Origin of the sequence: Bacillus sp. FSL R5-0397 (genome assembly GCF_038593395.1) — a bacterium.
In the GTDB taxonomy this organism is placed as follows: Bacteria; Bacillota; Bacilli; order Bacillales; family Bacillaceae; genus Bacillus; species Bacillus altitudinis.
In genome coordinates this window covers 2,933,083-2,951,813 of the sequence record NZ_CP151992.1, presented here as the reverse complement: position 1 = coordinate 2,951,813, position 18,731 = coordinate 2,933,083, and the positions used below count along the sequence as shown (strand labels likewise).

Genomic DNA, 18,731 nt, shown 5'->3' with positions numbered 1-18,731 from the left:
AGAGATGACAATATCACATTATCACTTTCAAACGGCATCACACATTGTTTCTGGCGCCCACTCTCTAGAGCTCCTTGGGGAGAAACTAGAGCTATTAGGACTTAGTAAGTTGAGATCGATTTTTATTTTAACGCAGCCATCCATCGTGTCTCTTGGTTACGCAGATCAAATCAAAACAGAACTTGCGAAAAAAGGGATTGCGAGTGAGATCAGCACAGAGATTAAGCCTGAACCAACGGAAGAAAATATCGAGGACGTATTCCAGACATTTTTAAAAGGGGAGCATGAAGCCATTACTGGGATTGGTGGCGGGAGTGTGCTGGATGCGGCCAAAATATTAGCTGTTCTAAAGACGAATGATCAGCCAATTTCTGATCTCGTTGGCACGAACCTTGTTAAAAAAAGAGGAGTTCCAACGATTCTCATTCCAACAACCTCAGGTACGGGATCAGAAGTGACACCAAACGCGATTGTTACCTTTCCGGAAAAAGAATTAAAAATTGGCATGGTCAGCCCATACCTTTTGCCTGATCTTGTGATCTTAGATCCCGCACTGACACTCAAATTGCCAAAAGCCATTACCGCAGCTACAGGGATGGATGCGTTTACGCATGCGCTTGAATCGTATATTTCAAATAAAGCCAATCCATTTAGTGATATGTTTGCACTCGAATCGATGAGGCTCATTTCAGGAAGTATTCAGGAGGCCTATCATCACGGGGATAACATGACAGCAAGGGAGGATATGCTGGTTGGTGCCATGTATGGCGGGATGGCGCTCACAAGTGCCGGAACCGCTGCTGTTCATGCAATGGCTTATCCGTTAGGGGGGAAATACAAGATTTCACACGGTGTCGCTAATTCCATGCTGCTTCCTCATGTTACGGCGTTTAATGCAGACCATATCAAAGATCGTCTTGAAGATATTGCTAGAGTGATAGGGATCGAAGAGAAAGGATCAAAGCATACGCTTGCAGAGCAAGTGATTCGTCAAATTGAAGAGTGGACAGCGGATTTACACATTCCTCAACAACTCAAAGCCTTCGGTGTGTCAAAAGAAGATGTGCCGGCACTTGCTGAAGCTGCTTCAGAGGTGAAGAGATTAATGGATAACAACCCGAAGCCGATGTCTGTCTCTGATATTGAACAGGTCTACATGAAACTGCTCCACGTTTAACACTTCATACGTCACTGGGATGGGACATGAGAAGTTGCTTCATACGGCTTGCACACAAAGGGGGATTTTAAGTGAATGTCTTAAGCAGTTCTGTCATCACATTTATTTTAATCGTCATTATTCTCTATATTCTGTTTACGACCTGGCTGACGATGCGTTTCCGTAGTAAGTCTAACTCAGAATTTAACAATGCCGCTAAGTCACTTCCAGCTATTGTGGTCGGTATTTTGTTAATGAGTGAATTCATTGGGACGAAGTCAACTGTCGGAACAGCTGAATCTGCTTTTACACACGGGCTTTCCGCTTCATGGTCTGTTATCACAGTTGCTATTGCCTTTTTTATTTTTTCCTTTTTCTTAGTGGGAAAGTTTTATCGAACAGGACAATACACGATTTCAGGTATTATTGATCAAAAATTTGGAAAATCAACAAAGCTTGTTGTCTCTGTCATTATGATTGCAGCCCTGCTCTTAGTGAATCTAGGAAACTATTTAAGTGGTTCAGCTGCCATTGCATCCATTCTTGGCCTTCCTTTAATGACCTGTGCCATCATCACGGCGGTTGTGAGTACATTTTATTTTACTTTCGGAGGAATGAAGGGGGTTGCATGGGTCACGATCCTTCATTCAATTGTGAAGTATGCGGGGATTTTAATTACACTAGGGGTAGCCCTTTATTTAACAAAAGGCTTTGAGCCAATGAAACAAACATTACCCGACCATTTCTTTACATGGGATGGGACCATCGGTTGGGGAACGATTGGAGCTTGGTTTATAGGAAACATGGGGGCCATTTTTGCGACGCAGTTTATCATTCAAGCGATCACCTCGTCGAAAAGTGAGCGAGAAGCGAAAAAATCGACCCTGTATGCAGCACTCCTTTGTTTGCCGCTTGCCATTGCGATCGGGATCATCGGTGTCGCAGCCCGTTATTTGTATCCAGACATTGACCCTATTTATGCTTTCCCTGTCTTTTTACAGCATATGAATCCGATTTTGAGCGCTATTGTGGCAACATCGCTTGTCGCATCCATTTTTGTTGGTGTCTCGACGGTTGCACTTGCTACAACCACGTTGATTATTGATGACTTTTATGTACCGAAAAAGAAACCATCACCAGAGCAGCGTATGAAGGTGACTCGGTATGTAGCTGTCATGGTTGGGATTGTGCCGCTTGTGGGGGTCGCACTTGCACCAGAGTTGCTGTCACTTTCCTTTTTTACACGAGCACTTCGAACATCGATTGCAGTTGTAGCAGCAATGGGCTTTTACTTGCCATACTTTAATTCAAATAGAGGAGCAACCATTGGTCTTGCCGCTTCAGGCATCGCCACGACGGTGTGGTATTTACTCGATAATCCATTTGGAATCGATAATATGTATGTGGCCATTATCATTCCTTTCCTAGTTCTGGTGATGGATCGATGGATCAGCCCGCCAGCTAAAAAGGATCAATCACTGAAAGGAGAATTATGATGACAAATGAAGACATCATGATCAAAGTAGATGGAAAATTGCGACAAAATGAACAAGACGCAGCAAGAAAAGAAGCCTTTCTACCAACAGATTGCGTGCAAAACCATGCGGCTAATCTCATCGAGCTGGATAATGGAGATTTGCTGTGTGTATGGTTTGGCGGTACGCAAGAAGGAATTCCTGATATCTCTATCTATATGTCAAGGCTCAAGCAAGGAAGTAATCAATGGACGAAGGCTGTGAAGCTGTCTGATGATTCTACACGATCTGAACAAAATCCAGTTCTTTTTCAAGAGAAAGATGGCAGGCTGTGGCTGCTTTATACAGCACAACTTTCTGGCAATCAAGATACAGCTCTTGTGAGATATCGTTTATCGGAGGATAGAGGAGAGACTTGGGGAGAGATTGGTACTTTATTTGATCAGCCGGGGACGTTTATACGACAGCCTATTGTTGTATTGGATAATGATGATTGGCTCCTTCCGGTGTTCTATTGTAAAACGATTCCTGGCGTAAAATGGACAGGAAACCGTGATGTCAGTGCTGTGAAGATTTCCTCAGATCAAGGGAAGACCTGGGAAGAGGTCACTGTGCCAAACAGTACTGGCTGTGTTCATATGAATATCGGAAAATGTGCGGATGGTTCCCTGCTTGCCCTCTTTAGAAGCCGGTTTGCTGATTCGATTTATATGAGCCGTTCAGTAGATCATGGACGGACATGGTCTGAGCCAAGAGCAACAGAGCTGCCAAACAATAACTCATCCATTCAATTTACGGTGCTCCATAATGGTCATCTTGCCCTCGTTTATAACCATATCAATGCGGATGATCAAACAGAAAGAAGAGCGTCCTTGTATGATGAGATTGAGGATGAAGGCGATACACGAACGGCTGTTGATACAGAGGCGCGTCCAGCCTTTTGGGGAACACCGCGTGCGCCAATGACACTTGCCATCTCGACGGATGATGGTGCGACATGGCCCGTCAGACGTAACCTTGAAATTGGCGATGGATATGCCATGACAAACAACTCAAAGGACAAATTGAATCGAGAGTATTCCTATCCATCCATCACAGAAGGAAAAGATGGTAGTCTGCACATTGCGTTTACTTTTTACCGGCAGGCCATCAAGTATGTGTGTGTGAAAGAAGAATGGACTCATCACACGTCTTAACCGCAAGGGATCAGTGTTTCCGTGAATTGTAACCCTCATTTTCTTCATTTATAATTGATGTTTGGAGGGTTGTCTCAATTTGCTAACATTTGGACTCCCTCAACGCATGTCTCACGATGAAGAGAAAAAAAATGGGGGGTCCTTTTCATGAATATAAAAGTATTAGGTATTGCGCCGTATAAAGGATTAGGCGATGTATTAATCGACCTTGCCAAAGACGAAAAAAGCATCACATTCCAGCTTGAAGTCGGAGATCTTAGGTCTGGTGTTGCACTGGCAGAACAGGCCGAGGCTCAAGGAATGGATATTATTATGAGCCGCGGGGGGACAGCTGCGCTTATTCAAAAACACGTCAACATTCCAGTGGTGGATATCCCTGTGTCAGGCTACGACTTGCTTCGTGCCCTCACGCTGATTAAAGATTACCAAGGGAAAAAAGCAGTTGTTGGATTTGAAAATATTACACAAGGTGTACGCACCATCGGAGAGTTATACGGGATCAAAATTGATATTTATACGATACAGCAAGAGGAAGAAGTGTGGGATCTTTTACAGCAGTTACAGGAACAAGGGACACAGGTTGTGCTGGGGGATGTGATTACAGATAAAGCGGCCAAGGAGTTGGGGATGCAAAGCATGCTCATTACCTCAGGACGTGAATCTGTCAAAGAAGCGTTTCATCAAGCAAAACAAATGTACCGTTTATATAAAGAGGCGACAGCTGAGCAGCGCCTCTTTCGTGAAATGATTGATCAGGAGTCAAAAGGGATGCTGATCATTGATCAGCACAATCAGCTTTATTTTATCAATCAACAAATGAAAGAATGGACAGAAAAAGGGTTATTTGCACCGTTTACGTCTCATGTTGATGTGATGGCTTGGTGCCCGGCGCTTGAACCAGCAGTAAAAGCGGTTCGAGAAGGAAAACAAAATGGATATTCTCAAATCTCCTTTCAGCAGCAAGTGTGGCATGTCAAAGGAAGCTTATTATCTAAAGGTGAGCTGCTTTTGACGATTGAGAAGCCTTCTGCTGTGATTAATAGGGAGGGGCAGCGTATATGGACGCTGGCTGCACCTGTTCATTCAGCACATCCATTTGCTCTTTTTACTGAGCAGAGTTCAAATATGAAAGATGTGATTAAAAGGGCAAAGGCGTTCAGCCAAACAGATCGATCGATTTGTCTCTATGGTGAACAAGGAACTGGTAAATCAAGCCTTGCTTTTGCTATTCACCAAATGAGCGAGAGGAAAAATGAGAGCTTTATGACGGTGCATTGCAGCCGTTTGACTGAATTAGATGATGTAAACATAATTCCGGTGCATCAAAAAGGGACGATCTTTCTGAAGGATATTGATCGTGTCCCAATGGCTATGCAGTCCATCATGGCCGAGCAGCTTATTCATCATCAGCAGAACATTCGCTGGATGGCTGCATCTACAGTTGATTTGTTCAAATTGATGCAATCTGGGGCGTTTCATGAAGACCTATATACGTGTTTGCAGGAGCTCGTCATTCATGTCCCGCCGTTATCTGAACGGGCAGAAGATATTGAGGATATGAGCCGGTTATTTATAGCTGAATTAAATTCTCTTTATGGGACGCAGGTTGTTGGGCTGTCAGCAGAAGTGATTGCCGCCTTTCAAAACGAGCGATTTAGAGAAAATGTCCGGCAGTTCAAGCGGATTATGGAAGAACTGGTGCTGACAACAAAAAGTGGATATATCACGTTGAGTAAAGCAAAGCCGGCAATTGAGCAACTTGCTTCTGAGAATGAAGAAAAACAGCTGTCCAGCTATTTACATGGCACGCTTGACGAGATTGAAAGACGAATCATTCGGACGGTGCTGGAAGAAGAAAATATGAATCAATCAAAAGCAGCAAAGCGGCTAAATATTAACCGCACGACGCTGTGGAGAAAGCTAAAGGAATAATATGCAATGAGACCGAGGTGTCTAAATGACAAACGATCTATTAAAAAAAGGAGCGAACTTAGAGCAAAAGGTGATCATTGTGGCTGATGATTTAACAGGCGCAAGTGATACAGGTGTTCAATTTGTGAAGGCCGGTTTAAAAGCCTCTGTGCTGTTCCAGCCGTCACTTGAGGATATGAGCCGGTACAAGGAGGAAGATGTACTGATTGTCGATACAGACTCACGAAGTATGTCTTCTGAAAGAGCGTATAATGAGGTCAGTCAAGTGATTCAGCCGTTTCTACAAGGGGATTCGCACCTTTTCTTTAAAAAAATAGATTCAACGTTAAGAGGAAATATAGGAGTAGAGCTTCAGGCACTAATGGATCTTGGCCGGTTTGATGCGGCAGTCATTGCCCCCGCTTACCCCGATGCGAATAGATCTACGGCCTATGGGATTCATTATGTGGAGGGTGTGCCTGTTCATCTATCAGAAGCAGCGAAGGACCCAAAAACGCCTGTCCTGACATCCAGTATTTCAGACTTAATTGACGAGCAGACAAACATCAAGCCAAAACATCTTTCGCAGCAAGCGGTCTATTCAGAGCTAAACGAAACGAGTCATGACATTTCATCTTTATTAAAACATGGTCATCAATGGTTTGTGTGTGATGCAGAAACGAACAATGATTTAACACAGATCGTTGATTTGTTTATGAAGATCAATCAAAGAGTGCTTTGGGTCGGGTCAGCCGGACTCGCTGGCGCATTATCATCCTATGTCGCGAAACACTGCAATCTTTCTCATGCAAAAAAGCATGAATCTGTTCTCATCGTTTCAGGAAGTGCTTCTCAAAAAACAAATGAGCAGTTTGCTTTTTTAAGAGAAAAACACGATTGTCTCGAGGTGAAAGTGAACCCGTTGAATGTATTAAACGGCCGTGAAGCATGGGAAAGGAAATCAGTCATGGATCAGCTGCTCATGCGTCAGGATGAAGATATTCTCCTTTATACAGACGCAAGGCCAGAAATGGTTGAACAGATGTTGGCATACGGTGAAGCGAATGGCATGACAAGACAAGAAGTAGGAAGTACCTTATCTGTCTGTCTTGGTAAGATCACAAAAGACATTGTTGAATTAACAGGGATGAAACGCCTTTTTTTAACTGGTGGAGATACGGCGCGTGCGATATGCCATGAGCTTGGAGCAGGCGGGATTCAGCTGTTGAAAGAAATTGAACCCGGCATCCCGCTTGGGCGGCTCGTTGATACGAGTGTATATGCGGTCACAAAAGCAGGGGCATATGGTCAAAAAGATTCTGTGCTCCATGCGGTTGAAGTGTTGAAAAACATAGAGGGGGTAGACGAATGGCAAAACCAATCATTGCTGTAACGATGGGAGATGCTTCTGGGGTTGGTCCTGAAATTATTTTAAAAGCCTTCCAGCAAAGTCGTTTACATGAAGAAGCCGTTCTATTTGTCATTGGAGACACCCATATATTAAATAGGGCGAAAGATTTTGTGAATACAGATGTGGAGATTGTCAGTATTAAAGAACCAGAGGAAGCGGAACAAGTAAAATCTGGTGCCGTTCCTTGTCTTGATCTTCATCTATTAACAAGCGATATTCCAGTAGGAGAGATTTCAAAAGAAGCAGGGAATGCCGCTTTTCGATATCTTGAAAAAGCCATTACACTTGCGAATGACCGTAGAATTGACGGCATTTGTACAGCGCCGTTAAACAAGGAAGCACTTCATAAGGCTGGTCATATGTATCCAGGGCATACAGAAATTTTAGCTGACCTGACAGGTACGGACGATTATGCCATGATGCTGGCAGCTCCTAATTTAAAAGTGGTGCATGTGACGACACATATCGGATTAATGGATGCCATCTTAAAAATCAATCCTGAGCGTGTATACACAACGATTAAACTGGCTCATGATACCCTCGTTCGATCTGGTATCCCTGCACCTAGAATTGCTGTGTGCGGGATTAATCCGCATGCCGGGGAGAATGGTCTGTTTGGAAATGGAGAAGAAGAGGAGAAGATCATTCCAGCGGTAGAACGAGCGCAGGATGAAGGGGTTCAAGTATTTGGCCCGCTACCAGCTGATACACTGTTCTTTAGGGCGACAAGAGGCGACTTTGATATCGTTGTGGCGATGTATCATGATCAAGGGCATGGACCAATCAAGGTGCTTGGCTTAGAATCAGGCGTGAACATTACAGTTGGATTGCCTATAATCCGTACAAGTGTCGATCATGGGACGGCATTTGATATTGCAGGAACAGGAAAGGCTGATTCTGCGAGTATGGAAGAAGCCATTCGGCAGGCAATCATGCTTTCTGGTACGAGAGAGAACCGATAGTAAAAGAGAAAGAGCCTTCAAATGGAGGCTCTCAGCGTGTAGACAAACCCTCGCATTCGGTGTCAGTCCTGCGCTTCGGTGCTCACGAATGTCAAATTCGCTCCGCGCCGATGCTCGTCCTTCCTAGACTGCAAAGGTTTTCTATCACGCTGAAAAGAAGACAAAGGGTTAAAATAAAGTTCATTTTAACCCTTTGTCAACAATCTGAGAGCCTTCCAATGGGGCTCTTTCTTTAGTTCATATACGTTCCGCCATTCATATTGATGGTTTCCCCTGTGATGAAATCTGACTGATCAGAGGCTAAAAAGGTAACGGCGTTTGCGACTTGCTGCGGTGTTCCAATTGTTTTCAGAGGAATTCTTTCTAAAACAGATCTACGGTATTCATCACTCCACTGTTTGCTCATGTCTGTCTCAATTGGCCCAGGACAGACAGCATTTACATGAATGTGATGTGCTGCTAATTCTTTGGCAAGATGCATCGTTAAGTAATTGATACCTGCCTTTGAAACGCCGTAAGCGGGTGATGCATTGTGATGAGGGGTTTTGCCAGTAGTTGAACTCATGTTGACAATCTTCCCGCCTTGCTGTTTGATCATGTCAGGAATGACTGCTTGACACATGAGAAACGTACCCGTCAAATTAATATCAATTAGTCTTTTCCATTCATCAACAGATGTATCGACTGTTGATTTCCGCAAATTGATCCCAGCATTGTTGACCAATATATCAATCTGTCCGAAATGGTTTTTTGCCTTCTCAACGAGGGAGGCAGCTGTCGCTGGTAAACTAGCATCACCAGCGACAGAAACAGCGCGTGTCTCTTCTTTATTCAGAGAGGAGCAAACGTCTTGCAATAGCACTTCATTCGTTCCGTTCAGCACCACTTTAGCTCCTTCAGAGACAAATGCCTCCGCAATGGCGCGGCCAATCCCTCTGCTTGCACCTGTAATGATTGCTACTTTGTTTTGTAAAATCATCTATCATCCCACCCATCTGTCATAATTAAAAAGCGCTTTCATTTATTATAAAATGTGATGTTTCATCATTCAACATATAAAGTGGAAATGAAGAGGTTTTGAATAAAAGTGTTTCATAATAAAACAAATACATCTTTTCCACTTCAGGGTATACTAAAAGGAACAAGCAATGGATAAGGGGGAACCTCAATGAAACTTTATACAAAAACAGGAGATCAAGGTCAAACAGGCTTGATTGGCGGGCGGGCTGATAAAGATGACGCAAGGGTAGAAGCGTACGGTACATTAGATGAGGCGAATAGTTTGATTGGACTAGCCCATGCAAACTTAAGGCAGCATGGCGAATTGTTTCAAGATATTCTATCTGAGCTGATGGTCATTCAGCATGAACTGTTTGACTGCGGCGGTGATTTAGCAGCGGTGAAACCACCGAAAGAAGGCAAGTTAAAAGAAGATTCTGTCACAGTCCTTGAAGAGCGAATGGACGTGTATGTAGAAGAAGCCGCACCGCTGACTAAATTTATTTTACCTGGCGGCCAGGAAGGTGCTGCCCTCTTACATGTAGCGCGAACAGTCGTCAGGAGAGCCGAGCGGCATATTGTGACACTCGCAAAGCAGGAGGAAATTCCAGCAGTTACGCTCACATATGTGAACCGTCTATCCGACTATTTATTTGCTGCCGCCCGTATTGTGAATCATCGGCTTGGTGAAGCGGATGTTGAATATGAACGAAGTGCAGATGTGTTTCGTTCTAAATGAGGAAAAGCACTCTTCTAGTCGAAGAGGGTTTACCTACACGCTGAAAAGAAGACGAAGGCTAAAATCAAGTTCATTTTAGCCCTTTGTCAATAATCTGAGCACTCTTCTAGTCGAAGAGTGCTTTTTCTATGGATTCAACCGTTCAGTCTGAGCCATGTTACGACTCTGGTCGCAATCAAAGATCAATCTACGACACGTTTTGTCGGCTTCCTTTTTTGACTATAGTTAAAGCAAGGAGCAAGAAAGGAGGCATGAAGATGAAAATCACAAGTAAAACCATCATCGGTTCAATCCTGATGTTTATCGGTTTATCCATCTTCTTTGGTGGTTCATTGGGCGGGCTGATCCCGACTTTGATTGGGGCGTGGCTCATTTATGTAGGTGTCAAAAAATATGATAAAGGCAGTAAAACAACAGGGGTCATACTCTCTATTATCGGTGTATTGCTCGTCGCACAGTCGCTGCCATTTTTACTCGGAATCGCATTTGCTGGAGTACTTCTCTACTTTGGCTGGAAGATGATCAATGGTGAATCTGCAAAGGAATCATCCGGCAGAACAACATATATGGAGCCAAACACGGCACCGAACATGGAAGAAACTATGCACACGTCATTTGATCAAGAATGGGAAGACTTTTTAAAGAAAAAATAAAGGGAGGAATATGAAATGGTATTAAGAAGAGTACGTGATATGTTTGTTGCAACAGTCAATGAAGGCTTAGATAAATTGGAGAATCCGCGTGTCATGCTGAATCAATATGTTCGTGATATGGAGGACGATATTGCCAAAGCAAAGCATGCGATCATTAAACAGCAAACCATTCAGCAAGGTTTCTTGAGAAAAGCAGAAGAAACAGAAGAATTTGCTGATAAGCGAAAGAAACAGGCGGAGCTGGCGTTTCATGCAGGAGAAGAAGAACTTGCACGGAAAGCACTGACTGAAATGAAGTATTTTGAAGAAAAGCACAACGAATATCAAGAAGCCTATCAGCAATCTGTTAAACAGCTGAAAGAGCTGAAAGAACAGTTGCAGCATCTAGAAACAAAGCTGCGTGATGTTAAAGACAAGAAGCAAGCGCTGATTGCAAGAGCCAATGCCGCACAGGCAAAGCAGCATATGAATGAATCTATGAATAAGGTTGATAGTGAAAGTGCTTATAAAGAATTTCTACGCATGGAGAACCGTATAGAGGAAATGGAGACAAAAGCGGGCAGTTATGCACAATTTGGCGATCAGGGTGCATATGCTCATCTTGATTACGCTGATGAGGTTGAAAAGGAATGGCAAAAGCTTAAGCGATCAAAGCAGCTTGAGAAACAGCCGGCAAACTAATGGAAATGTGTCAAAACGGAAGAAAAACAGGATTTTTCTTCCGTTATTTGATTTCTTTCTGTTTCGCTTTTCCTTATAATAAAAAGGTCAAAGGATAAAGGGATGATATAAATGAAACGGTTCATTGGTCTAATTTGTATACTTGTTGGTGTTTTTTTGATGATTGGGATGCTTTTCAAAAATGGAGATCTCTTTCATTTGAGCTTTTCTCGTGATAAAGCGGTCACAACAGCTTCAGCGAAAAAGGATGAGGTTGAACAATTAGATATCTCTCTTTCTGGATTTCGCATCAAGGTGAAGCCGGAAGATCGTTCGGATATTTCTGTGATGGTTGTGAATGGAAAAGGGAAAATGTATGCGGAACAAACAGGCGGAACATTCAAAGTCCGTGCTGAAAATAAAGGATTTTTGTTTTTCTCTGCATTTGAAAAAGGAGAACTCTTAGTCAAAATTCCAACAGATTATCATAAAGATGTGAAAATAACAGGTGGAATCGGCGTGAGCGGAGTAAATGGCGAAGGAAAGCTGTCTCTTCAAGATGTGACGCTCAAATCAACGAGCGGAAACCTCACAGCTGAGAACTTCTCAGCAAATCGTGTGGAAATCAAAGCGACTTCTGGCAGACTTTCAGTGTCTCATATTGATGCGAAGGAAAGTGATATTGGTGCCACTTCTGGTCGTGCTGATATTCAAGATGTAAAAGGAAAGCTGCAATTAGGCATGACAAGCGGCAGGCTGACAGCAAGCTTTGATACAATTGATTCACCAGTCGACTTTCACATGACATCAGGCAGTGCGAAATTTAACTTGCCAGATGAGGGAGATTTCAAAGTCCAAGTGAAAAAAACGAGTGGACGTATTGATCATTCGTATGATTTTGACCAAGCGGACAGTGAAGGCCGAGGTTTTACAGGCACGCATGGGAAAGGGACACACTTAGTCGATATTGAGATGACAAGCGGAAGCTTAAAATTGCGGTAAACAAACGTAAAAAGGAAGGAGGCGAGTCAACTGCGTTTTTCTAGAAATCAAATTTTAGGCATCATTGTGGTGATTTTCGGTATAAATCTTTTTCTCAAAATTATTGGGATTGGGGCAGACTTATTTTGGCCAGTGTTTTTTGCTCTAGCTGGTTATTGGCTGCACTCTCGATCTAAACGTTGGCTCGGTTCGGTTTCCTATATTTTTGCAGGCTTTCTCTTCTTGAAGTTTCTACTAAATATCACGTTTAGTTTGACTGGGTATTTATTTGCTGCCTTTTTGATCTATGCGGGCTATCGTTTATTGAAAAACAAACCTGTTTTTGATGTCGATAAAAAGGAATCATCAGACGATGGGAAGCCTTCACTGAAAGTCAATCTTGAAAAAGAGGGCGATCAGAAGAAAACAAAAAGCCAGACAAAGCCGCGCAAAGAACATGATTTCTTCATCGGTGAAGTCAGGCTGATGAAAAAACCATTTCAATTAAGCGATTTGACCATTTCAGGTTTTATTGGCGATGTCAAAATCGACTTATCAAAGGCGATTATTGCTGAGGAAGAGAGCACGATTGTCATTAGTGGGCTCATCGGAGATGTCGATATTTATGTACCTCAGGATATTGAAGTATGTGTGAGTGCTTCGGCTGCAATTGGTGATATGAAAATCATTGATGAAAAAAGAAGCGGGTTCGGCAGTAAAGTGTATGTCATGACAAATGATTATGATGAGAGCAAGCGAAAAGTGAAAATCTCCATTTCTCTCCTGATTGGGGATGTGGATGTGAGGTACTTATGAGGAAACTGCATTTAGGCATCCAGTGGCAATCTGTTCGTCTTGCAGTCGGTATCTCGCTTGGTGTTGTCATCATGACGACACTCCCGATGTTTTTTTATTACCAGCTTGATCCTATGATTTTGCTGTCTACGCGGTGGTTCGGCATCCCGTTTTTTTGTATTTTACTCATTATTAGTCTCGCCATTGGTGTATCAGCGGGGCATGTGTTTGGCTATCAGCATAAGAAGCGGCTGGATCAGCTTGTAGAGTCGATTTTGAAGTTTGAAAATGGGAATTTTGCCTATAGACTGCCTTCTCTAGGTGATGATGAAATTGGTTTGGCGGCAGATCAATTAAATGAAATGGCGAAACGAGTGGAAGGGCAAGTAGCCTCCTTACAAAAGCTTTCAAATGAGCGAGCTGAATGGCAGGTTCAAATGAAAAAATCGGTTGTCTCAGAAGAGCGTCAGCGTCTAGCGCGTGAGCTGCATGATGCAGTCAGCCAGCAGCTATTCGCCATTTCGATGATGACGTCTGCGATTCTTGAGGGGATGAAGGAAAAGGATGAAAAGATTTTAAAGCAAATGCGTCTTGTGGAACGAATGGCTGGCGATGCACAAAATGAGATGCGTGCACTCCTTCTGCATTTAAGACCGATCACCCTTGAAGGAAAAGACTTGAAAAAAGGCTTGATTGAGCTACTCAATGAATTTCAGGCAAAGCAGCCAATTGATATTGATTGGGAAATAGAAGATGATGCTCCGCTGTCTAAAGGGGTGGAGGACCATCTGTTCCGAATTGTGCAAGAAGCCCTTTCCAATGTGTTTAGGCATGCAAAGGCGACAAAGGTGACAGTACGTCTGCTTATTCGGAACCGTCAAGTTCAGTTGAAAATTATCGACAACGGGATTGGTTTTCAAACAGATCATGTGAAGACTGCTTCCTACGGACTTGAATCGATACGAGAAAGAACAAGTGAAGTAGGCGGTGTCGCAGAGATTATGTCATTTGAGGGAAAAGGCACACAAATTGATGTGAAGGTTCCCATTTTTGATGAAGGAAAAGGAGAGAACGTTCGATGATTCGAGTGCTTTTAATTGACGATCACGAAATGGTGAGAATGGGTCTTGCTGCTTTTTTAGAGGCACAGGCGGATATTGAAGTCATCGGTGAAGCGTCAGATGGACAAAAAGGTGTAGAACTAGCGGTTGAATTAAAGCCAGACGTGATTTTAATGGACCTTGTTATGGAAGGCATGGATGGCATCGAAGCAACGAAAAGAATTTGTCAAGAAATAGAGGATGCTCGGATTATTGTACTGACGAGCTTTATTGATGATGATAAAGTGTATCCAGTTATTGAGGCTGGTGCATTAAGCTATCTTTTAAAAACATCGAAAGCAGGAGAAATTGCTGATGCCATCAGATCTGCGAGTATCGGCGAACCAAGACTTGAATCAAAAGTAGCTGGAAAGGTTATGAACAAACTCCGCCATTCATCAAATGGGTCCATTCTGCACGATTCGTTAACCGCAAGAGAAATGGAAATATTAAAGCTGATTGCCGATGGAAAATCGAATAAGGTCATTGCTGAGGAATTGTTTATTACCATCAAAACAGTCAAGACGCATATTACCAACATTCTTTCCAAGCTTGATGTAGAAGACCGCACACAAGCAGCCGTGTATGCACATCGCCATAAGCTGATTCAATAAAAAAACAGCTTTCAAATGAAAGCTGCTGGAACATGCGCAAAATTAGTCCTTCTGTCCTGTGATTGGACGTTCGGATAGTTGATGGAGCTCAGGAACTGGAAAAGCCTCCTGCTCCTCGGCCGATTTGTCTTCTAGGGTTTTCTTCATCTCGGAAAGCAGTTTGACGCTTTCCTTTGCCACTGCCGCTTTTTTCTCTTGCAAATCAATGATCTGTGAAAGTCCAACAAATAAACCGCCTCCAATCAGAAGGAGCGCAGGGGTTTGTCCATAATAAATCACGATCAAAAATGTGCTTGAAAAGCTGTCGGCTTCAATGAAGAAATCTTCTTTTGATTGCATGAATACCACGACTAACAGAAGTATTCCTAGAATCAAAAATAGAATGCCGGCCGAAAGTAAAGCTCGTTTCATGATTGACACCCTTTTTTTCTTACCATTTTAACATACTCTATAAGGATTGTGTTGCGCCCTTAGTCCCGAAGTCACGGATTTTCACATTTGCCTTGTAACGAATATCCGATTCACTGAAAATGTCATCCCAATGTTTTGCTTCTTTTCGGAATTCCTTCGGATAGGCAATACTCGCTTTTTGATAAAATCCACAAATATCTGCTTTGATCTCATGCTGTAATTCCCCGATAAAATCATTCACATTTTCCTTCAGTCGACGTGCCACAACTTTCTCAATTTCTTGGAGGTATTTTTCATTAAATGCGTTTTCTCGTTCATTCCAATCCTCAGACAATCTTCCATCGAGTTCAACTGACACATCAAATTCATATTTGCCACTGGCTGTTTTATGGGTGTCGATGTTGTGTTTGATTTTAAAGATCTCAAAAGAATAAATGCTATGTTCATATTGGAATTCAATCACTCCGCCTTTAGCGTCTCCAGTCAGCAGGTTGTAGGACTGCACCGCTAAAGGAGAGATGTTGGTGAGAAATCGTTTGTTCTGAATAATCGAGGCACCATCCAGCATTAATTTTCCCTGACTGACACTGACTTTAGGAATGGCAAAAGATACGTTGTTTTGCATGGCAGAAGAAATATCTCCTAAGGAAACGGGCTTGAACATACGAATGGTCGTTTTTGTATTCGAAGAAATATCGTATAAGGTAGAAGAGGCAGGCTGCCCGTCGTCATTGATTTTCAGCATATCCCCAGGCTTCTCAGAAGTCATAAAAACAAGGCTTCCTCTTCGTGTTTCATTGTCCCGAATGAATTGATTGATGACCAAATCGAAATTATTTTCATTGATAAGGTCTTGAGAAAACAAATAAACCCTCAGCTGCTGAGCAAAAATGCGGTGTGTTTTTAGGGCCGTCGTACGAAAAATTTGATGTATAGAATCACCGCTTGTTTCAATAATCTTCGTCGGATCTTTCACGCTCGATTCTTGCTCAATTTTTTGAGGAACGAGCACCTGCATAGACAGCTTCAATTTATGTCCGCCATCTCCTTTATCTACAGCAAATCCAATTGCCATGTTGAGCTCCTCAATATTGGTACTATCCCAGCATCCGCATAATAGAATCAGCGTGAAGAGCGCAAGAGCTGCTTTCTTTTTCATGCTGTTTTCCGCCTCCTTTTGAAAAACACGATGATAAATAAGAGAAACGGGAGTATACCAAATAGGAGAAAAAACAAGTTGTTTACGTAGGTTAAATAATCTCGGACTGTATCCACATCTTTTGGGAAAAGTGCGGCAAAGAAGATCACAATGCCCATCAAGGCAAGTGCGATTTTCTTAGGGACTTTAGTCAATTTGATGACCCCTATCGTAGCAAAAAAGGTATATCCTACAAAGCTCGTATAAAGCTGGACAAGCCACACGATCAGCAAAAAGGATTCAATCCGTTCAATAAAAATGCCCTGAATATCAAATGATTGAAATAATGCAATGGTCGGCCAAGTCAGAGTCGCCGTTTCTTTCACTGTAAGCGCACCAACCACAAGAATATAGGTGGAAATATAGATGATCGCAGGAATCAAAAAGCCAATGGTGCCATACGCAAAGGTGTGTTTTTGCGTCTTCATATAGGCAGGCATAAAGAGCATCATTTCAATGCCGACAAACGAAATGGCCGAAGCATTAAAGGAATTGAAGACAGGGGAGAAGCCCTCTCCTAAAACTGGACGGAGGTTATCGAGCTTAAACTCTTGTACACTAAGTCCGTAGGCTACAAATAAGATGATGAGTGTGACAATCAGAAAAAAAGGGCACAGCCGGGCAAAATCACCAATCCCCCCAATCACAAGGTAAAAACCAACCAAAATAAAGCTGATCATCGTCACGGCTACAGGTGTGTTTTGAAGTAGAAAGAATTTCACCATCTCAGACATGGCTCGCACTTCATAGCTGGCAACGCCGAGAAAGTAAATAATAATCAACAGGTTGGCAAGTGAGCCAATCCATTTCCCAAGTCCTTCTTTTGTATAGTCATAGTAGGAAGAAAAGGAGACCTTTTTCATCATGAGCACATTGACAAAAATGAACACAATGTATATCACACTCATGAGTAAGAGTGCAATCCAGCCGTCAGGTGTAGGCGCAGCTTGAGCCATTGATCTTGGCAGAATCATCATACTTGCGCCTAGCGTGGTATTGGCGATAATGGCACTTGCCTGATAGCTTGTGATCGACTCTTTATGATTGACCATGTCGTTCCCCTTTCTTTTGATTTTTCAAAGGCAATCTGATGATGGAATTGTCCTCATTTTTATAACTGAACACAAAATCTGGTGAAAAATATGGGGTGCCAAAGCTTTTTTGTCTTGTCAAATGAGTGAGTAAGACGAGCATAAACAGGACAAGTCCATATAAACCGAATGTAGCTGCAGTAAACATGGACACAAAGCGAAGGACACGAAATGACATCCCCATCCCATATTGAGGAAAGGTAAAGGATGCAAGTGCAATGACGCTGACAATAATGACCATAATGGAGCTGACAATATGTGCTTGTACGGCTGCCTGTCCAATGACAACTCCGCCCACAAGTCCGATTGTTTGTCCAAGTGGATTAGGCAGCCTTAACCCAGCCTCTCGCAGCAGCTCAATGGTCATTTCCATGATGAGTGCTTCCACAATAGGAGGAAATGGGACATTCTCTCGTGTGCTTGAGATGGAAATAGCTAAAGTTGTGGGCAAAAGACCTTGATGGAAGGACACAAGGGCAATATAAATGGCTGATAAAAACAATGTGAGAAAGATGGACGTAAAACGTAGCAAACGAATAAGAGAAGCGGCGATCCATCTTTCATAATAATCATCAGGTGACTGCATAATCGTCGCGAGGGAAGCAGGCACAATTAAGATAAAAGGCGAATGATCGACAAAGATGGCGACGCGCCCATTGTTTAAAGCAGATGCGACTTTATCAGGCCGTTCTGTGTTTTGAATTTGCGGAAAAGGAGAATACACATTGTCTTCAATGAGCTCCTCAAGAACGCCTGAGTCTTGAATATCATCAATGGTGACTTGTTTGAGACGCTTTTTTACCTCTTTTAAAACAGAGGGCTCAACGATCCCGTCAATGTACATGATCGATACTTGGGTGTATTTCTTTTCGCCGATCTTCATGTCTACTGTTTTGAGATCAGGGTTTTTCAAACGCTGTCTGACGAGAGCTAAGTTCGTGTTGATATCTTCAATGAAGCCAATTTTTGGCCCCCTTGCGACGGTTTCAGACGTAGCATCTCCTAAACTGCGTTTCTTCGTTCCGTGCGTTTCTAAAATATAAGCGTGCTGAAATCCATTAATCAGTACGACACAATGTCCTTGAAAAATAGCATCTACTAGTTCTTCAGAGGTTTTTACCGTACGGGTAGTCATCATCGATAAATTGGATTCTAGCTTCTCTTTTGTTAGAGAGGCATGATCTTGCAATAGCAGCTTTAAGAAGGTTTGAATCTGCATCGCTTCGTTCATTTCTTTAATGTATAAATAGTAGACAACCTGTCCATGAGGCAATGTTTTTTTCTCATGGATCAAATCATCCATGTCCTTTAACTGAGGGAGAATGACAGAGAGATTATCGTATAAGTGCTCTTTCAATGGAGTTTGATTCAAATGGATC

General features: G+C 42.7%; 18 protein-coding genes. 13 read left to right on the top strand and 5 right to left on the bottom strand.

What is annotated here, in order from left to right; translation table 11 throughout:
* Positions 1-4 precede the first annotated feature (4 nt).
* The 6 genes from NSQ70_RS15245 (at position 5) to pdxA (ending at position 8,111) form a co-directional block, all read left to right on the top strand.
* The gene (locus NSQ70_RS15245) at positions 5-1,177 is read left to right on the top strand and encodes an iron-containing alcohol dehydrogenase (RefSeq protein WP_342502248.1); all 1,173 of its coding nucleotides are present in this window, start codon (positions 5-7) and stop codon (positions 1,175-1,177) included.
* Positions 1,178-1,248: 71 nt separating this feature from the next.
* Entirely contained in the window at positions 1,249-2,652 is a 1,404-nt protein-coding gene (locus tag NSQ70_RS15240; protein ID WP_025207958.1) for a sodium:solute symporter family protein, read from the top strand.
* Complete coding sequence (locus NSQ70_RS15235; RefSeq protein WP_160758009.1) at positions 2,652-3,827, top strand: exo-alpha-sialidase; 1,176 nt, start codon at positions 2,652-2,654, stop codon at positions 3,825-3,827. The genes NSQ70_RS15240 and NSQ70_RS15235 overlap by 1 nt, the downstream gene beginning before the upstream one ends.
* 147 nt (positions 3,828-3,974) lie before the next feature.
* Positions 3,975-5,759 (top strand): PrpR N-terminal domain-containing protein, encoded by a 1,785-nt coding sequence (locus NSQ70_RS15230; protein ID WP_342502247.1) that lies wholly within the window; start codon positions 3,975-3,977, stop codon positions 5,757-5,759.
* A gap of 25 nt (positions 5,760-5,784) precedes the next feature.
* Positions 5,785-7,131, top strand: coding sequence for a four-carbon acid sugar kinase family protein (locus tag NSQ70_RS15225; RefSeq protein ID WP_138278990.1), 1,347 nt, complete (start codon positions 5,785-5,787; stop codon positions 7,129-7,131).
* Positions 7,107-8,111, top strand: a complete 1,005-nt coding sequence (gene pdxA / locus NSQ70_RS15220; RefSeq protein WP_138826415.1) for a 4-hydroxythreonine-4-phosphate dehydrogenase PdxA — start codon at positions 7,107-7,109, stop codon at positions 8,109-8,111. Before NSQ70_RS15225 ends, pdxA begins: the two co-directional genes overlap by 25 nt.
* A gap of 232 nt (positions 8,112-8,343) precedes the next feature.
* Here the strand turns inward: pdxA and NSQ70_RS15215 are convergent, their stop codons facing one another.
* Positions 8,344-9,090, bottom strand: coding sequence for a 3-oxoacyl-ACP reductase family protein (locus NSQ70_RS15215; RefSeq protein ID WP_144679193.1), 747 nt, complete (start codon positions 9,088-9,090; stop codon positions 8,344-8,346).
* Between the two features lie 189 nt (positions 9,091-9,279).
* On the opposite strand from NSQ70_RS15215, the gene NSQ70_RS15210 reads away from it, so the two are divergent.
* From NSQ70_RS15210 to NSQ70_RS15180, 7 genes are all read left to right on the top strand, one after another.
* On the top strand, positions 9,280-9,849 hold the full coding sequence (locus NSQ70_RS15210) for a cob(I)yrinic acid a,c-diamide adenosyltransferase (protein WP_160758012.1): 570 nt from the start codon (positions 9,280-9,282) through the stop codon (positions 9,847-9,849).
* Between the two features lie 257 nt (positions 9,850-10,106).
* Complete coding sequence (locus NSQ70_RS15205) at positions 10,107-10,502, top strand: hypothetical protein (protein ID WP_047945391.1); 396 nt, start codon at positions 10,107-10,109, stop codon at positions 10,500-10,502.
* Between the two features lie 15 nt (positions 10,503-10,517).
* The gene (locus NSQ70_RS15200; protein WP_096881837.1) at positions 10,518-11,183 is read left to right on the top strand and encodes a PspA/IM30 family protein; all 666 of its coding nucleotides are present in this window, start codon (positions 10,518-10,520) and stop codon (positions 11,181-11,183) included.
* A gap of 111 nt (positions 11,184-11,294) precedes the next feature.
* A complete protein-coding gene (locus NSQ70_RS15195; RefSeq protein WP_342499203.1) occupies positions 11,295-12,164 on the top strand; it encodes a DUF4097 domain-containing protein in 870 nt (289 codons plus the stop codon).
* 30 nt (positions 12,165-12,194) lie between these two features.
* Entirely contained in the window at positions 12,195-12,959 is a 765-nt protein-coding gene (gene liaF / locus NSQ70_RS15190) for a cell wall-active antibiotics response protein LiaF (protein ID WP_007500301.1), read from the top strand.
* Positions 12,956-14,020 carry a two-component system sensor histidine kinase LiaS gene (gene liaS / locus NSQ70_RS15185; protein WP_007500303.1) on the top strand — a complete coding sequence of 355 codons (1,065 nt, stop codon included), beginning with the start codon at positions 12,956-12,958 and terminating at the stop codon, positions 14,018-14,020. The genes liaF and liaS overlap by 4 nt, the downstream gene beginning before the upstream one ends.
* Entirely contained in the window at positions 14,017-14,652 is a 636-nt protein-coding gene (locus tag NSQ70_RS15180; protein ID WP_007500305.1) for a response regulator transcription factor, read from the top strand. The genes liaS and NSQ70_RS15180 overlap by 4 nt, the downstream gene beginning before the upstream one ends.
* A gap of 42 nt (positions 14,653-14,694) precedes the next feature.
* Here NSQ70_RS15180 and NSQ70_RS15175 read toward each other — a convergent pair whose 3' ends face one another.
* From NSQ70_RS15175 to NSQ70_RS15160, 4 genes are read right to left on the bottom strand one after another with little or no spacing between them, the layout of a single operon-like run.
* Positions 14,695-15,063, bottom strand: a complete 369-nt coding sequence (locus NSQ70_RS15175) for a hypothetical protein (RefSeq protein WP_007500307.1) — start codon at positions 15,061-15,063, stop codon at positions 14,695-14,697.
* Positions 15,064-15,100: 37 nt separating this feature from the next.
* Positions 15,101-16,222 (bottom strand): Ger(x)C family spore germination protein, encoded by a 1,122-nt coding sequence (locus NSQ70_RS15170; RefSeq protein ID WP_342502246.1) that lies wholly within the window; start codon positions 16,220-16,222, stop codon positions 15,101-15,103.
* The gene (locus NSQ70_RS15165; RefSeq protein ID WP_286067711.1) at positions 16,219-17,313 is read right to left on the bottom strand and encodes an endospore germination permease; all 1,095 of its coding nucleotides are present in this window, start codon (positions 17,311-17,313) and stop codon (positions 16,219-16,221) included. Before NSQ70_RS15165 ends, NSQ70_RS15170 begins: the two co-directional genes overlap by 4 nt.
* Complete coding sequence (locus tag NSQ70_RS15160; protein WP_072367964.1) at positions 17,300-18,724, bottom strand: spore germination protein; 1,425 nt, start codon at positions 18,722-18,724, stop codon at positions 17,300-17,302. The genes NSQ70_RS15165 and NSQ70_RS15160 overlap by 14 nt, the downstream gene beginning before the upstream one ends.
* Between the last annotated feature and the right edge of the window lie 7 nt (positions 18,725-18,731).

Bases quoted from the DNA above. Each gene is read 5' to 3' on its own strand.
- NSQ70_RS15175 (WP_007500307.1), bottom strand. From the start codon at position 15,063: ATGAAACGAGCTTTACTTTCGGCCGGCATTCTATTTTTGATTCTAGGA.
- NSQ70_RS15230 (WP_342502247.1), top strand. From the start codon at position 3,975: ATGAATATAAAAGTATTAGGTATTGCGCCGTATAAAGGATTAGGCGAT.
- NSQ70_RS15210 (WP_160758012.1), top strand. From the start codon at position 9,280: ATGAAACTTTATACAAAAACAGGAGATCAAGGTCAAACAGGCTTGATT.
- NSQ70_RS15215 (WP_144679193.1), bottom strand. From the start codon at position 9,090: ATGATTTTACAAAACAAAGTAGCAATCATTACAGGTGCAAGCAGAGGG.
- NSQ70_RS15165 (WP_286067711.1), bottom strand. From the start codon at position 17,313: ATGGTCAATCATAAAGAGTCGATCACAAGCTATCAGGCAAGTGCCATT.
- pdxA (WP_138826415.1), top strand. From the start codon at position 7,107: ATGGCAAAACCAATCATTGCTGTAACGATGGGAGATGCTTCTGGGGTT.
- NSQ70_RS15180 (WP_007500305.1), top strand. From the start codon at position 14,017: ATGATTCGAGTGCTTTTAATTGACGATCACGAAATGGTGAGAATGGGT.
- NSQ70_RS15245 (WP_342502248.1), top strand. From the start codon at position 5: ATGACAATATCACATTATCACTTTCAAACGGCATCACACATTGTTTCT.
- NSQ70_RS15205 (WP_047945391.1), top strand. From the start codon at position 10,107: ATGAAAATCACAAGTAAAACCATCATCGGTTCAATCCTGATGTTTATC.
- NSQ70_RS15170 (WP_342502246.1), bottom strand. From the start codon at position 16,222: ATGAAAAAGAAAGCAGCTCTTGCGCTCTTCACGCTGATTCTATTATGC.
- NSQ70_RS15195 (WP_342499203.1), top strand. From the start codon at position 11,295: ATGAAACGGTTCATTGGTCTAATTTGTATACTTGTTGGTGTTTTTTTG.
- liaS (WP_007500303.1), top strand. From the start codon at position 12,956: ATGAGGAAACTGCATTTAGGCATCCAGTGGCAATCTGTTCGTCTTGCA.
- NSQ70_RS15235 (WP_160758009.1), top strand. From the start codon at position 2,652: ATGACAAATGAAGACATCATGATCAAAGTAGATGGAAAATTGCGACAA.
- NSQ70_RS15225 (WP_138278990.1), top strand. From the start codon at position 5,785: ATGACAAACGATCTATTAAAAAAAGGAGCGAACTTAGAGCAAAAGGTG.
- NSQ70_RS15200 (WP_096881837.1), top strand. From the start codon at position 10,518: ATGGTATTAAGAAGAGTACGTGATATGTTTGTTGCAACAGTCAATGAA.